The sequence below is a fragment of the Gallaecimonas zhanjiangensis genome (assembly GCF_057624825.1).
Map to the genome: position 1 here is coordinate 2,656,127 of NZ_CM172603.1, position 16,419 is coordinate 2,672,545.

A 16,419-nucleotide genomic window follows, 5' to 3' on the forward strand; every position below is an offset into this window, starting at 1 on the left:
GTCACGCGTACCTTTGGAGCTTCTCAATAATGCGGGTCGTAGAATGCCCATCCTTGAACGACAGCACTTTTACCTCCCCTCCAGCCCGTATCACCGCATCAGCACCGGCTATCTCATCAATCTTATAGTCCCCCCCCTTTACCAAAATGTCCGGTAGGAATTCGGCGATCAGCTCAGTAGGGGTATCACTATCAAAGCTAACGACAAGATCGACAGAGGACAGCGCCTTTAGCATGCTGGTACGGTGCTCAAGATTGTTGACCGGCCGACTTTCACCCTTAAGACGCTTTACCGAATTGTCACTGTTTACCGCTACAACCAAGACATCACCCAGTGACTTAGCCTCTTGAAGGTAATTGACATGTCCGGGGTGCAGGATATCGAAGCAACCGTTGGTCATTACAATGGTTTTGCCCTGGGCCTTGTATTGACGGATCTCTGCCAAACCGCCTACAGCCTCTTGAACGGTATGGGACTTCGGTACTCCAAACAGTTCTTCTGGCAATACTATTGAAGTGCCAAACTTACCGACCACGATGCCAGCCGCATCGTTAGCTAAACGGGTGCTTTCATCTAAAGAAAGTCCCATAGCAAGACCGGATGCCAATGTGGCAATGACAGTATCTCCAGCTCCAGTGACATCGAATACCTCTTTGGCCTTAGCAGGAAAGGTTATCGGGGGGGCGTTCCGCTGAACCAGGGTCATGCCCTTTTCACTACGGGTTACCAACAAAGCCTCCAACTCAAGGCTTTCCAGCAGCTGCCGGGCCTTATCGAGCAAGCTGGCCTCATCAGGACAGGGACCAACAACGGCCTCGAACTCCGATAAATTGGGTGTCAACAGTGTTGCTCCCCGGTAGGGCTCGAAGTCGGTACCTTTAGGGTCAATCAGAACAGGCTTGTTCTGCGCAACGGCGGCCTGGATATAGGCTTGGACATTCCTAAGCGCACCTTTGGCATAATCAGACAAGATCAGTACCTGGTGTTCTGCAAGTTGCTCCAGTACCACCTCATCCAAACGCTTAAGATCAACAGATTTCAGAGATTCCTCCCTGTCCAGGCGCAGCAGCTGTTGCTGCTGGCTGATGACACGGGTCTTGGTAATAGTTGGAATAGCGGCCAAGGGAACAAGCTGTTCCAGAACCTTTGCCTGACAGAGGCAGGTGCGCAGTGCCTCGCCCTCATCGTCTTGCCCGACTATACCGACAATGGTAGCGCGCACTCCCAATGCAGCAACGTTGAGAACAACGTTGGCGGCTCCACCAGCCCTGTCCTCCACCTCATTGACTCTTACAACAGGTACAGGGGCTTCAGGCGATATACGCTGGCTGTCGCCATTGACATAACGGTCAAGCATTACATCACCGACAACAAGCACTGCGGCGGAGCTTTCAAACATACCGAACCCACTCCTTAGAAATAATCCCCCTGGTATCAACAATATTGAGTCCACTAAGTGCCACAGCGCTATCAATAAATTCTTTGTGATCGACAAGAATGACGTGAATATCAGCAGCTTGCAGCGATTCTGACAACCCAACCAACTCAACATTCTTTTCCTGTAAGGATGATGGCAAGCTATGGATATTTGGCTCCACAGCCAAAACCTTACCAGGGTAAAGAACAGCTAGGTCACAGGTTATATTCAATGCCGGACTTTCACGCAGGTCATCGATATTTGCTTTGAACGCAAGCCCATAACAAGACACCACCACATCCTTGGCTGATTTCTCCGGATTTGATAGAAGAAAATCGGCCATCGCCATTTTTACCTGATCAATAACCCATTGCGGCTTGCCATCGTTAACCTGTCTTGCGGTGCGAATTAATTTTGCTTTCTCAGGCGCCTGACTGACAATAAACCAAGGATCGACAGCAATACAGTGCCCCCCCACTCCTGGCCCCGGTTGCAGGATATTTACTCGCGGATGGCGGTTGGCGAGCTTGATGAGCTCCCAAACATTAATATCTAACTCATCACAGATAATGGACAGTTCATTGGCAAAGGCGATATTAACATCGCGGAAGCTATTTTCTGTCAGCTTTGCCATTTCAGCCGTACGAGCATTGGTGACAACGCATTCACCTTGAACGAATGTTTTATAGAGAGCAACAGCAGCTTCGGAGCATTTTTCCGTCATGCCACCAATAACCCGGTCATTCTCTACCAGCTCACGCATCACATGTCCAGGGAGCACACGCTCAGGGCAATGCGCAATCCTAATATCGGAGTTTTCCCCACTAGTTTGGGGAAAACTTAGGTCAGGGCGAGCCTCTGCCAACCATGCAGACATCTGTTCTGTTGCACCAACAGGAGATGTTGATTCCAGAATAACCAAATTGCCCTTAACTAAAGCAGGGGCTATGGCTTTTGCTGCAGCTTCAATGTAGCCCAGATCCGGCTCATGGTTATCACCCTTAAATGGGGTTGGAACCGCAACCAAAAATGCATCCGCTTTCTCAACCCGGGTTGTAGCACGCAAGTATCCCTCAGAAACGGCAGCATGAACAACCATGTCCAATTCCGGCTCTACGATGTGTATGTCACCTTTGTTAATGGTGTCCACTGCATGCTGATTAATATCAACACCAATAACCATTTTCTTACGCGCCGCAAAAACTGCTGCTGTGGGCAAGCCAATATAACCGAGACCAATCACTGAAATGGTGTCAAATTGCATGGTCATTAATCCTAATCCTTTCAAAACCGTACAGACTGCAGTTCCACGTGAATGCAAAACGGCATCTAGGTTTACTTCATTAGTGTCTCTAAAATTCGGCCGCAGGCTTCACCGTCGCCATAGGGGTTGTGAGCCTGGCTCATCATAGCGTAGGCCTTTGAATCAACTAGAAGCTTTAATACTTCACCAGTAATTTTCTCCACATCGGTACCGACCAATTTCACCGTACCAGCAGCAACCGCCTCAGGACGTTCGGTAGTATCGCGCATGACCAATACAGGTTTTCCAAGCGAAGGGGCTTCTTCTTGAATGCCACCGGAATCAGTCAATATGACGTGAGCTCGCATCATCAGATAGACAAACGGCAGATATTCTTGCGGTTCGATAAGATAGACATTATCTACGTCATGAAGCAGCCTATTCACAGGCTCCTGCACGTTAGGGTTAAGATGAACGGGATATACCACTTGGCAATCATGATGCTGTTTAGCAATTTCCTTTAAACTTTCGCAAATACGTTCAAACCCGCCGCCAAAGCTTTCACGTCTGTGCCCAGTAACTAAAATAAGCTTTTTATCAGGGTCAAGAAATGGGTAATTATCAGCCAATTTTTTAGCTAAATTATCATCTTGCGAAATTTTTTCCTTTACTAAAAATAGGGCGTCAATAACCGTATTACCAGTTACCGTAATATCGATAGTTTTAACGCCCTCTCCAATAAGGTTTTCTTTGGATGTTTCTGTAGGCGCAAAATGGTAACTGGTTATCGCTCCAGTAAGCTTTCGGTTCGCTTCTTCAGGCCAAGGGGAATAAATATCTCCCGTACGTAATCCAGCCTCTACATGTCCTACCGGTATCTGTTGATAATACGAAGCAAGGGCGGCAGCAAAAGTGGTAGCAGTATCACCGTGAACAAGCACTATATCCGGCTTAAATTCTTCCAAGACCGGTTTCATATTTTGAAGGATAATGGCAGTTACGTTATTAAGTGTTTGGCCAGGTTCCATGATATCTAAATCATAATCTGGAGAGATCTCAAATAACTCTAATACTTGATCCAACATTTCGCGATGCTGGGCAGTAACACATACTTTTGATTCAAAGCGTGTGTCATTGGCCAACGCACGCACCAAAGGTGCCATTTTTATGGCTTCAGGCCTGGTGCCAAAAACAACCAGTACTTTTCGTTGATTCACACCTTACTTCCCATTCTAGTTCGTCATGTGGCTATAGAGGGCTTAATCTTTCTTATAGAAATTTCTGACCAAAACCCACGTTACTCCCAACATACTCCCCAACAAGAGACCTAGCACACAAATCAAAGCGCGTTTAGGTTTATCCTTCTCTTCGGGCACGATTGCGGGGTCCACTGTCTTAAAGACATACTCGTCACGAACCTCGGCAAACATCAAAGTTTTAGTTTGTTGCTCAACTAATTGATAAAGCATCGCACGGAGGTCGGTCAGATTAGTCTTATTAATTTGGTCATCCAGATACTGGATGCTTTTTTTTGCTTCAGCCATATCTCGCTGACGCATTACATCATTAAGATCCTTTACCAACCAGGTTGACCACTGCTGCGCCATTTCAGGCGAATAAAAGCTAATAGAGACGGTTACCATGCCAGTCTCTTTATCTTGGCTAGATCTTAAAATATTTTCAGTAAACTCTTTGTAGGCTTCCTGTGCAGAGGGCTTTGGCTGATAAGGTGGCTTAACCTTACGCACCCATTGTTTATTTTCAGGGTTGTAGACGTCCGTATCCCAGATCAGCGAGTCAGTATCTCTGTTCCAGCCTTTTGCTGCCATTAACGGCACCAAAATATGATGCTTATCAATAAAATTACCGATGAACTCTCGGGATTGTAGTACCTGTAGAGCTAGAGCAGTTTTATCGGTATTGCCTCCACCAAGGTTTATCCCGGCCAATGATGCAAGACCGCCAAATTGGCTGGCCAAGCCGGCAAGGCCACCTGACTGTTGCTGATCGTCCGCTGGGGCCAGCAGCACCTCGGATTTATAGATATTGGGGAGATATAAAGCGATTGCGGCAGAAGCCATGGCGAATATAGCGGTAAAAGCGAGTACCAACCATTTATCACGCCAGATGGCAGAAAAAATCTCGCGAAGATCTATCTCATTGTCTTGGATAACCAGCTGCGGTTGATACTGCTGGGAAGTGGGAAATTCAGCGTCCTTCATGGAACCCTCATTCCTGCGAATTCTGTGCAGGGTGTTTACAGCATAAGAGTGAAACAGCAAGAGGCTGCATTTTGTAGCCTCTTATTCAGATAGTATTTACAGCGTTGCTATAGCCGCCAAGGCGACAGCGCTTTGATAAATGATCTGAGTCACGCTGCTCCAGGTAGTCAGGTTGTTCATGTACTCGGTATCGAGGGGCACAACGATGGTGTCGCCAGCCCGGAGCTGATCACTGTTGGAGGCAAACCAACTGCTATTGTGCCCAGGGATCATCACTGAGCCGTCGGCGCGAATAACGTAGACACGGTCCTCATCAGCTCGCTTACGGAAGCCGCCTGATAGATTGAGATAATCATCAACACTCATGCCAGGCTTGAAGCGGTGGCTGCTGGCATGCTGCACTTCACCCACCACGGTAACGGTGGAGGTTTTGCGCGGCACGTAGAGGATATCACCGTCTTCCACTTGCATATCGGCATCGCGGTCCCCCGCCAAAACATGCGGTAAGTCGATTACCAGGCGCCCTACAGGCTGGATTTTTTGCAGCTCGCCAATCATGGCCATGGCGTCTTGATAGGTAATACTGGTCTTGTCGGCAGAGAGGGCCCGGGTAGCCACATCGCTACGCAGCTGCTCAATCAGCTTGTTCACCTGCATCTTTTCCCTGTCTTGTACTTGTTTACGGGTAAAGACGGCACCATCAACAAAGGCGTATTGGGTCACGCCACCGGCACGTTGCAGTACATCTTCGAGGCTTTCGCCACGATGTACAGTGTAAGAACCTGGGAAGCGCACTTCACCACGGATCTCCACGGTACGGTCAACCTTCCAATCGGGGGTGGAGAACACGTTCAGGTGGTCTCGGCTGGCGAGCACTAGGTTATCTGTACCGCCTTTAATCGCATCGCTTATGTCGACAGCGCGGTGGGCAACTTGAATACCGTTGATGTCCTTGTTGGTACCTTGAGCGCGGGTAAGTTCAGCCCGGCCAAGATAGGCAGAAGCGTTCAGGCCACCGGCAGCGGTAATGAGGCTGCGCACGTTGGCACCACTGGCAAGCGGATAATCACCAGGGACTTTGACATCACCACTGACTGACACCAGCTGAAGGCGGGACCCATTACGGGCCTGGCTTTTGAGCTTTTCAAGCACAGGGAACAGCAGCTCCTGGCGCTTAAGCTCCGGCGTCAGCGAAATGAGATCCGGGTCGATAAAGATGCGTGAAAGCAGAGTCTGAGTAGCCTCACTCAAGGTAGAGACTTGCTGCTCTTGGCTAAGGCCGCTATCACCCGCTGGTGTAGTGACAATAGTGCCGTCGGCCAGGCGCTGCTGGATAAGCTGCTGCTGAGTTTGTTGTTTATCCGTAGCGGCATCTTTTATGTCAAAGCCGGCAACAGACTTCACATCCTTCTTCTGCGCGCTGTCTTGAATATACTGGAAGCCTTTGGCGAGCAAATCGTCTGAAAGCCAACGCTCGTCGCTGGATTTATCCAGCACCGGCTGAAGTTGCTTGGTGATGTACTTATTAAGATTGGTACGTTCAAGATTGGCGTCGTCGTAGTTAAAGACCAGCACCACATCTTTGGGTGACAGGGCGATGTCGTCCTGGCTACCCGGCTTGGTAACCGCATTGCCAATGGCAAACTGTTTGACTTCTATGTCCCCCAGGGCATTAACCTGACGCACCACCAGGGCGTAATCCAGGTCAGCCGAGAGCCGCAGATCGGCCCAAAGACTATTTACCAAGTCATGTACGTGCATACCCTTGCGCCAGGCATATTTACCTGGCCGCACCACGGCACCAGCTAGTACCACGGCATTTTCGGTGCGGTTGGAGGTAACGCCAACCCGCAGCACATCTCCACCACGCACATGCTCTGCAAGCACTTGGCTATTGGTCAGGTCAACGTTCTGGATATCGCGAAGGTTTTGGCTGTTGATGCGCTCAAGCACCGAGGCTTGAGGGTAAGCCTCTGACTTGGCACCACCAGCCATGGCCAACAGATCGGCCAGGGTGTCATCTTTATTGAGTTCGTAAAGCGCAGGGCGACGTACTTCGCCTTTGACTTCGGCGATGCCGGTGTAAGGCGGGATAAACACCACATCACCAGACTGCAAGCGGATGTCATCTGAGGCATTACCGCGAAGCAGCAGATCGTAGAGGTCGAAGTTGGTTACCGTTTTACCGGCACGCTTCACCACGATATGCCGAAGGCTACCAATGTCGCTTACTCCACCAGCGACAAAAAGCGCTTGGGTAACAGTGGTAAGCGCAGGAACGGCGTAAGCACCAGGGTATTTGGCTTCACCCGCCACGAAGATGCTGATGGTACGCAGGCTGTTGAGGGTAACGGCCGCAGTGATACCAATCATCTGCTCTTTGACTCGCCCTTCGAGCAGGGCTTTGACCTTACCAAAGCTCAGGCCGCCGACCGCAATAGGGCCTAGGTCAGGAAAGTTAACGGTGCCGTCTCGCTCCACATTCAAGCTGAGCTGCTGGCTCTCCTTACCAAACAGCAGCACGCTGATAACGTCATTAGGGCCGACAACGTAGTCATCCGGCACAGGCGCATTGTCTACCGGAGCAAAGCTACTGATGTCGGCATTAAACAGGTTTAAACCGTAACGGACAGGCTTTTTGGCCCCGTCATCACCCGGTATTTTGTCGTCTTTGGGGCTGGTATCAGTTGGGAGTACTTGGCGCTGTTGTAAAACGGTGCTCTGCTGACGGGTGCCTTCCCCTCCTTGCGAACCAGTGATTTGGGATAAATCGACCCCATACTGTTTTGCCAGCTGTTCCTGCTGGGCACGCGGCAGGCTCTTAAACTGCTCAATCATTGCCGGTGATATGCCGCCGGGCAACGCCGCAGCATAGGCACTCCCCCATGCCAGCAGTGCTAGAAGAACAAACCCAATTTTCCTAAACACTCGATGCTCCGTTTAAAAAGTAATCAACGCCATTAACTCTCATATGACAAAACACATGAACCTGTAGAAACCCTGTACGCCGCACTCTGCCAACGTCCAAAAACCATTCCCGAACAAAAAAGAAAAAAACAATAAAATCAAAAACTTGCTTTACAGCATTTCAATTACCGCAGACACGCTACCGCCCCTGGGTTACAGCTCCCACAGTGCTGATGTCATGGCAAATTGTTATTTTTGGCTTTAAAAAAGCCTAAACGACCCTGAACCTACAAACGACAACACCCTGAATGCGGACCTCACATCAGGGTGATTAATAATCTAAAAATCATGAAGATAACTGCAAAAGCACCAACATTTTCTATTTACCACTTGCTCATTCTGACGCTTTTTTAGTCTCAGGAAGCGATGAAACTAGCGAGATCACCTACATTCCTTAACAGCCTCTAGATTACCAGCAAGCACCTACAATTTAAACCCGAAAAGGAAACCCTAACTCAATGATAAAAAACAACTTTTCATATTAAATATTATTGGATACACGTTTCTTTGAGCTGCATCCATTTTTGGCGAAAAATTGCACTTTTCTCTATAAAGTTCAAACTCGTAGTAAATTAGAGGTCAACCGCTAAAAAAACACTCTCAGCAAGCCAGATAAGCAGTCCTAAGACAAGTATCTATTTACAATCGTTCAACGTCTTTTAAGGAAATAGACAACGGCGATTGGCTGTTGAGGATCTCAACCATCACTTTGATGCGCTCTTGGCCTTCATTCATGGTGTAAACCGCGCTCAAGCCTTTGAACGGGCCGTTCAACAGCCGTAGCCGCTGCCCGGGCTTAAAGCCTTCATCAAAGACCCCCGCCTGCTCAAGGCGCTCTTCGTTTAAAGCCAGGGTTTTTATGAGTTTCGAAGGGATCTGGGCCGGTTTGTCGCCACTGCGAACAAAACCGCTAACGCCACGGGTAGAGCGGACTTTATAGAAATCGCCACCTTCAGGATCAAGGTGTACAAACAGGTAGTTGGGGAACAGCACCGTCTCGGCAAGCTGGCGCTTACCACGGCTGATTTTTTCGCTGAGTACCCGAGGAAGGTAGGTCTCAAAGCCTTGATTATTGAGGTTTATCTTGGCACGCGCTTCCTGCTTTGCACGGCAATAAACCAGATACCAACCTAACACAGAACCTCTCTGGACAATTCCTATGTCGCAATAGACAGGTAGTCTACTCCAGACTTAACAAGTTGCAATAACCGTGAAACTTGTTTGCCTACTAGACAACCAACAGTCTAATGCCCCCGGCGCACTCTACGCGAATTGGCTCTACATCGCATCACATCACAACTACAACGCCCTTTTATTGTCTTTTTCAGGGCCTATCGGTATAAGAAGCCGTCAAACTAACAAAACTATAACTGAACCATCGAAGGACGGGAGTTCAATCAATGAGTCAACAGATCCCACAGGGGACCTTCCTGGGCCACCCTAAGGGCCTTTTCCTCCTCTTTACTACAGAGATGTGGGAACGGTTTTCCTACTACGGAATGCGCGCCCTGCTGGTACTGACCATGGTGGCAGCTACTGATGCAGCAAACCCCGGTTTTGGCATGACGACTGCCGAAGCCCTGAAACTTTATGCCTACTACACCTCGCTGGTGTACCTGACCCCCATTTTCGGCGGTTGGCTGGCAGACACTTTTATTGGCCAGCGCCGCGCCGTGATTTTGGGCGGGGCCTTGATGTCGGTTGCGCAGTTTGTACTGTTTGCCGCAACCCCTCATAGCTTGAGCCTGTTTTATGTGGGCCTTGGCATCCTCATCATCGGTAACGGTTTCTTCAAACCGAACATCTCCACCATGGTGGGTGACCTTTACGAGCAAGGTGATGCCCGCCGCGACTCGGCTTTCTCCATTTTTTACATGGGGATTAACCTCGGCGCCTTTATCGCCCCGCTGATCTGCTCCACCTTGGGTGAAGATCCGGCCTGGGGTTGGCGCTACGGCTATCTGGCTGCCGGTATCGGCATGGCACTGTCTGTTGTTATCCAACTGTTTTTTGCTCAGCGCTTCCTGGGCGATGTTGGGGTAGTTGCCGGTGCAAAGCGCTCTTTGGACGCTGCTGGCGGTAAGAAGCAGCCACTGACCAAGGTCGAGTTGGACAGGCTGCGGGTTATCCTTACCCTCTTTATCTTCGTGGTGATGTTCTGGCTGGCCTTTGAGCAGGCTGGCGGCCTGATGAATATTTTTGCCCAGGATAAAACCGACCGCATGATTGGCAACTCGGAAGTGCCAGCCGGCTGGTTCCAGTCACTAAACGCGATGTTCATCCTGATCTTCGCGCCGGTGTTCTCCATCCTTTGGGTGAAGCTCAACAAAATCGACAAGAACCCTGATGCGCCAATCAAGATTGTGGTGGGCCTGTTTATGACCGCCATCGGTTTTGGCTTCCTGGTTGCCGGTATCTTCCAGATGCAGACTACCGGTGATGCCAAAGCCTCGATGATCTGGCTGGTACTGGCTTACATGTTCCACACTCTGGGCGAGCTATGCATCTCGCCGGTTGGCCTGTCGCTGATGACCAAGCTGGCGCCGATGCGCCTGGCCTCTCTGGTGATGGGGATTTGGTTCCTGATGCCGGCGCTGGCTCAGCTCCTTGGCGGCCTTATCGGCGCCTTCTCCGAGCAGGCCGGTGAGTACGAGTCGGTACGTCACTTTGCAGCAGGCCTTGGGATCCGCGCCGAAGACGCTGGTATCCTGGCTATCTTCGGCTCCATTGCCATCTTCCTTTGCTTGTTTGCCATCATCCTGTGGTTTATCTCCGGCAAACTGGTGCTGTGGATGCATGGCGCCGAGAAGTTCAGCGCCGATACCACTGAAGCGGCGCTCAATGAGGAGCTGAACGTGGTCGGCGACCACGAAGCGCTCCGAAAACAGCACTAACCTTCCAAAGCCCCGCAACGCGGGGCTTTTTTATTGCTATACCTTCCTTCAGCAGCATTTAGCTCCCTCCCGACAAAATCAATTGCACTGTAATAAACTAAGTGCCTTTGAGACTCACGCGAAAGCCCTTTAGACTAGGGCAAAGCCTAAAAAAGAAGACGTCGCATATGACTGACAAGGAAAATTCCATTAGCCATCAACTGAATCCGCCGGTTTTTTTTGGCTCGGCTCTTATCATCTTTGCCGTGGTGCTGTTTGCAGTGCTCGCCCCGGATACCGCAGGCACCGCCTTTGGCAACCTGCAAAGCTGGATCATCACCAACACCGGTTGGTTCTACATTCTGTCGGTGGCCATCTTCCTGTTTTTTGTGGTGGGGCTCGCCTTTAGCGGCTACGGCAAGATAAAGCTGGGGCCAGACCATATTGACCCGGATTTTAGCTACGGCTCCTGGTTTGCCATGTTGTTCTCGGCCGGCATGGGCATTGGCTTGCTCTTTTTCGGTGTCGCCGAACCGGTGATGCACTTTGTCAGCCCACCGGTTGGCGAGGGGCAAACCATTGAGTCGGCCCGCGAAGCCATGCGCATTACCTTCTTCCACTGGGGCATCCACGCCTGGGCAATTTATGCAGTGGTGGCGCTGTCGCTGGCTTATTTCAGTTTTCGCCATGGCCTGCCGCTGACCATTCGCTCAGCCCTCTACCCTATTCTTGGCGAGCGCATTCACGGTCCCATCGGCCACGCCGTCGACATCTTTGCCGTGCTGGGTACCATGTTCGGGGTAGCAACTTCCCTTGGCCTTGGGGTGATGCAGGTCAATGCCGGCCTGCATTATATGTTTGATGTACCGACCGATCTGACAGTACAAATACTGCTGATCTGCGGCATTACCTTGCTGGCCACTATCTCGGTGGTGGTGGGGCTTGATGGCGGTATCCGCCGCCTGTCTGAGCTAAACCTGCTGCTGGCCGTAGCCTTGTTGCTGTTTGTACTGCTGGCCGGCCCTACCGTGTTCTTGCTGCAGACCTTGGTGCAAAACACCGGGGCTTATCTGTCCGATATTGTCGATAAAACTTTCAACCTTTACGCCTACAAGCCTGACCACAGCTGGATTGGCGGCTGGACCCTCTTCTACTGGGGTTGGTGGATAGCCTGGTCGCCCTTTGTCGGCATGTTTATCGCCCGGGTATCCCGTGGCCGTACCATTCGCGAGTTTGTGATTGGGGTGCTGTGCGTCCCTGTTGGCTTTACCTTCATGTGGATGACCTTCTTTGGCGATACCGCCATCCATATGATGCTCACCCAAGGCATCGACAGCATCGGCCAGGCGGTTCAAGACGACACCTCCACCGCTATCTTCAAATTTCTCAAGGAATTGCCCTGGTCCGGGGTGATGTCGCTGCTGGCAACCTTGCTGGTGGTTACCTTCTTTGTTACCTCGTCAGACTCGGGCTCCTTGGTTATCGACATGATCACCTCCGGTGGCCGTGAAGAGCCGCCTGTATGGCAGCGTATCTTCTGGGCGTTGACCGAGGGCGCCGTTGCCATCGCACTGCTGGTAGCGGGTGGCTCAGATGGCCTCAAAGCCTTGCAGACCTTGTCTATTGCCTCTGCCCTGCCCTTTGCGGTAGTGATGCTGGTGATGTGTTACGCCCTTTGGAAGGCGCTGCGTATTGAAGGCGTCAAGCAGCTTAGCCTTCGCCATGCCGTTACCACCCCAAGGGCGCCAGCGCCGGCTACAGCTAAGAACACCTACACCTGGAAGACCCGGCTGCAGCGCATTGTGTCCTGGCCCAAGCGCAGTGAGGTTAAAGCCTTTATTGGTGAAACAGTAAGGCCGGTGCTCGAGTCGGTAGCCCAGGAGCTGCGTGACACCGGTATGGAGGTAACCGTCAAGCAAGAGCCCGAAGACAGGGTGAGCATGGTGGTGTCGCACGGCGAAGAAATCGACTTCATCTACGAGGTGCGTACCCGAGGCTACACCGCTCCCACCTTTGCCTTTCCGGAATTCAACTTCACCGAGAAAGATGAAGCCAAGCATTTTCGGGCCGAGGTATACCTGCGCGAAGGGGGCCAAGGGTATGACATCTACGGCTACACCAAGGAGCAGGTGGTCGGCGACGTGCTGGACCAGTACGAAAAGCACATGCACTTTTTGCATCTGGTGCGTTAATAATCAAGGGGCCGACAGGCCCCTTTTTCATGCGGCAACCAGGCAGTTTCGCCCTTGGCGTTTAGCTTGGTAAAGCGCGGCATCGGCCCGGTTGAGGGCTTCATCGCCATTGTCGTCAGCCCCAACCAAAAAGGTACTGCCCAGACTCACCGTCAAAGTAACGGCCTTGCCATCTTGCATGAAGGGCTGCTGCGCTACCGCCAGGCGCAGGGCTTCAAGTAACGGATAGTTGGCCATGCCATCTTTACCCTCTAATAACCAGACGAACTCCTCCCCCCCAATGCGTGCCAACACATCGGTGGATTTCGCATGTTGGCGAAGTAACTGCGCAAAATGCTGCAATACCTTGTCACCTGTGCTGTGGCCGTAGGTGTCATTGATTTGTTTGAAGTGGTCTAAGTCCATCAACACCAGGGTGTAAGGTTGGTGCTCGGCGATGACTTCGTCCAAGGCCCGGATAAAGGCGCGGCGGTTTAGAAGCCCGGTGAGGGTGTCGGTACTAGCCAGCAGCGCCAATTCGGCTTCGGCTTCGCAGCGAGCTTTTTCCACCAAGCGAGCGTGCATCAACATGCCAAGAGTATCGATAAGGGGGTTAAGGAAGGTTATCTCATCCTCGCTGTACCCTTCTGAGCGGTTGGCAAGACCCACTAAACCTAGAAGCTCCCCTTGATAGCAAATCGGCAGCCCCAAGAACGAATCCAGGGGCGGGTGGCCCTTGGGCGTGCCGCCAGAGTTTGGGTCGCGGCGCACGTTATTGGAGATCACCGCTTTGGCGGTGAGGATCACCTGGCCAAAGAGGGTTTCCATGTTGTGAAACTCTAGGCCGTTTTGGATGTGCTTTTTATAAAGGGCGCGGCTGGGAGCGTCCCAGCTAATGTCCGAGATGGTTTTCACCCGCATGAAGGGCTTGGCTTCTTCGCTATAATGCACCTCGCTGATAAAGCCAAACTGGCTTTCGGCAAGGGCTAGCAAAGGCTCAAAGATACTTTCACAGGCGGCCGCCAAGTCTTGTTCTTCCAAAAAGATGGATTGCGCCTGGTGAATGAGGTTGAGCAAGGACTGCTGGCGCTCCCTGGCTTTCTCCTGATATTTGCGGGCGCTAATGTCCTGGTGCATAAACAGCATGCGAAGAGGCTGCCCATCACTACCAAACTCCACCACCCGGCCGTGGGACTCCAGCCAGCGCACCTCGCCGTTATGCAGCAAGATGCGGTACTCACAATGAAAATCTGTGCTTAGGCCAGTCAGGTGTTTTTTCAACGCCTCGTCGACATCGTTGATGTCTGCCGGGTGGATAAACTGCTGCCAGGAATGCAGGCACGGCTCCAGCTCTTCGCGCCCGGCCCCGAGCATCGCCACACATTGCGGGCTCATCAGCAATTGGTCCTGAGCCAGATCCCAGTCGGCTACCCCCATTCCCGAGGCGTCCATCACCATGGACAGGCGGTCGCGGGTGGCTTTGATTTGCAGCTCAAGTTGCTTGCGGTGAGTTTGCTCTAACAAAAAGCCGTAAATGGCAGTGACATTGCCATTGATGTCGTATTGCACAACGCTGTGCTGGCGTACCCAGTGCACCTTGCCATTCTGCCCTTTGAGGCGGTAATCGAGTTCTGATTGCCTGGCGCCACGGGCATGGGCATTTAGCAGCCGCAAGAAGGCTTTGACATCATCTTCATCAAGCCAGTCTTCAAAGCGGGCGGCGCCGGTGCGCACTGCCATCACATCAATGCCCAGCAACGATTGCGCGTTGTCGCTGATAAAACACACCGGCAAGGCCGGGTTGGCCTCCCACATCACCATCACTACCGGGCTGTCCTTGAGCTTGACCTGTTGCAACGGCAATTGGCCAATAAGGTCGCGCATTTTCAGCTCTTCGGTAACCAGCGCCGCCACCTCCTCAACACCGGGTGGCAGAGCTTCACCCTGATGCCATATCCCGAGGGTGGCAATCACGTTGTTGGCGTCAGTTAGCGGAATAAGGTGCAGGGTGCCGTTGGCAAGGTATTGGGTTTTGTTGTGGCGCACTAACGGCAGCAATTGCTCGGTAGGGTCTGATGGGAAAAACCAGCTGCGCCGCCGCCGTTGGCAGGTCACCCCCACCCGTTCAACCCCAAGGCAGCTTGTGCACAGTTGCAGTACACGCTCTAAAGCAGCGGGGGCAGTGTCACCCAAGGCAGGCGTCCTTACCATCGAAAGTCCTCAATCCAGCGGGTATAGGCGATAAACAGGCCGATATACAGGCTTTTTGAGTGTAGCTGCCCAATTAAGGCTTTGCAGATAGAGCGCGGATCACCGCCACACTTGGTGAAAAACGCCTAACAGCAGCAGGTCGTCATCTCGCCCGCCTTCTTCGGGCAACGCCAGTTGTTCAGAAAGCGCCTGGCGAGGGTCTAACGGCCAGTTCCACTCCAAAGGGCGGTTAGCCATCAGTAACTGGGTATTGGCCACAAAGGGCTCAATATGCTCCTGGTAGCGACTCCACTCGAACATGCCAAGGGGCGCCTGGCCGTCCTGTAGAGGCTCGCCAGACAACACCGGGCCGGGTTGGTAACCGGCGTTGGCGTAGTGCAGCTGATGCTTCTCTCTGTCGATAACCAGATAAAAGGCGCGCACCGGCTGTTCAAGCTGGCTTTTTAACAGCTCAACATTGAGGTAATCAAGGAAGGCCCCGGGGTTTAACAACACCGAGGGCTCACCCGGCCGGTACTGCTTAAGCGGCTGATTAAAAAGCGTTTTAATAACAACTGACAAAAAGGCGCTGTTGCTACCGGCATGGGAGAAACGGCCAATGATAGCGGCAAGGTAGCGATCGTCCAACGCCACATAATCGATAAACTGGTCGGCAATTTCACTGGCGGTAAAGAGTTGATAACGAAGGGTGATTTCGTGCCAGCGGATGAGAGTTTCAGGGAAAAGCTGTTGCTGCACTTCCCGGCCGGCCAGTTTGCTTTCTTCCAAAAGCCGAAGGTTAAGTTGCAGCTCGACGTTAGCCGCTTCGAGCTCCTCGGTAAGCCGCCGGTTCTCCTGCTGCAACCGATAGCGCTCCAGCGCCGACTCCACCGCATACTCCACCATGGCCAGCTCGTTGATGGGTTTGAGCAGTACGTCAGTCGCCCCCAACCTGAGCGCGGTGGTGACATCGTCCATCTGGGCGGTGCCGGAGATCATCACCACCGGCAGGTCGAGGTGGTGGTCTCTCACCTCTTTTAGCACCGTCATGCCACTGCCATCACCCAATTGCAGATCGCAGAGCACCAGATCCACCGTCTCCTGGGCCAGAGTATCCAGAGCAGAACGCAGGCTAAGAGCATCCAGCACTTCAAAGTCCAGCCGGCGAAGAAAAGCACTAATGAGCTTTAGAAACACCGGCTCATCGTCAACCACTAAAATACGCTCTCTTGCCATGGGAATTACGCCAACCTCTCTACGCCGCGACCTTTTAACCCTTGTTCAGAAGGGTTCTGGTGTCAATTTAGTCAGGAGATTATTAGTCTTGTGCAATTAC

Annotated in this window: 10 protein-coding genes; 2 read left to right on the plus strand and 8 right to left on the minus strand. The window is 51.9% G+C overall.

The window, feature by feature from the left end; translation table 11 throughout:
• Nucleotide 1: 1 nt before the first annotated feature.
• The 6 genes from hldE to rfaH form a co-directional block, all read right to left on the minus strand.
• Entirely contained in the window at nucleotides 2–1,399 is a 1,398-nt protein-coding gene (gene hldE / locus AC22G1_RS12630) for a bifunctional D-glycero-beta-D-manno-heptose-7-phosphate kinase/D-glycero-beta-D-manno-heptose 1-phosphate adenylyltransferase HldE (RefSeq protein WP_487313697.1), read from the minus strand.
• Entirely contained in the window at nucleotides 1,392–2,681 is a 1,290-nt protein-coding gene (gene wecC, locus AC22G1_RS12635) for a UDP-N-acetyl-D-mannosamine dehydrogenase (protein WP_487316722.1), read from the minus strand. The genes hldE and wecC overlap by 8 nt, the downstream gene beginning before the upstream one ends.
• Nucleotides 2,682–2,752: 71 nt before the next feature.
• Nucleotides 2,753–3,823 (minus strand): non-hydrolyzing UDP-N-acetylglucosamine 2-epimerase, encoded by a 1,071-nt coding sequence (gene wecB / locus AC22G1_RS12640; protein ID WP_487316723.1) that lies wholly within the window; start codon nucleotides 3,821–3,823, stop codon nucleotides 2,753–2,755.
• A gap of 96 nt (nucleotides 3,824–3,919) precedes the next feature.
• A complete protein-coding gene (locus AC22G1_RS12645) occupies nucleotides 3,920–4,882 on the minus strand; it encodes a Wzz/FepE/Etk N-terminal domain-containing protein (RefSeq protein ID WP_487313698.1) in 963 nt (320 codons plus the stop codon).
• A gap of 96 nt (nucleotides 4,883–4,978) precedes the next feature.
• On the minus strand, nucleotides 4,979–7,720 hold the full coding sequence (locus AC22G1_RS12650; RefSeq protein ID WP_487313699.1) for an SLBB domain-containing protein: 2,742 nt from the start codon (nucleotides 7,718–7,720) through the stop codon (nucleotides 4,979–4,981).
• Nucleotides 7,721–8,488: 768 nt separating this feature from the next.
• Entirely contained in the window at nucleotides 8,489–8,986 is a 498-nt protein-coding gene (rfaH, locus tag AC22G1_RS12655) for a transcription/translation regulatory transformer protein RfaH (protein ID WP_050660351.1), read from the minus strand.
• Between the two features lie 263 nt (nucleotides 8,987–9,249).
• Between rfaH and AC22G1_RS12660 the strand changes: the two genes are divergently transcribed.
• Nucleotides 9,250–10,743, plus strand: coding sequence for a peptide MFS transporter (locus AC22G1_RS12660; protein ID WP_487313700.1), 1,494 nt, complete (start codon nucleotides 9,250–9,252; stop codon nucleotides 10,741–10,743).
• Nucleotides 10,744–10,910: 167 nt separating this feature from the next.
• On the plus strand, nucleotides 10,911–12,914 hold the full coding sequence (locus tag AC22G1_RS12665; RefSeq protein ID WP_050660349.1) for a BCCT family transporter: 2,004 nt from the start codon (nucleotides 10,911–10,913) through the stop codon (nucleotides 12,912–12,914).
• A gap of 27 nt (nucleotides 12,915–12,941) precedes the next feature.
• Here the strand turns inward: AC22G1_RS12665 and AC22G1_RS12670 are convergent, their stop codons facing one another.
• Nucleotides 12,942–15,104 carry a GGDEF domain-containing protein gene (locus AC22G1_RS12670; RefSeq protein WP_487313701.1) on the minus strand — a complete coding sequence of 721 codons (2,163 nt, stop codon included), beginning with the start codon at nucleotides 15,102–15,104 and terminating at the stop codon, nucleotides 12,942–12,944.
• 99 nt (nucleotides 15,105–15,203) lie between these two features.
• Nucleotides 15,204–16,319 carry a PP2C family protein-serine/threonine phosphatase gene (locus AC22G1_RS12675; protein ID WP_487313702.1) on the minus strand — a complete coding sequence of 372 codons (1,116 nt, stop codon included), beginning with the start codon at nucleotides 16,317–16,319 and terminating at the stop codon, nucleotides 15,204–15,206.
• Between the last annotated feature and the right edge of the window lie 100 nt (nucleotides 16,320–16,419).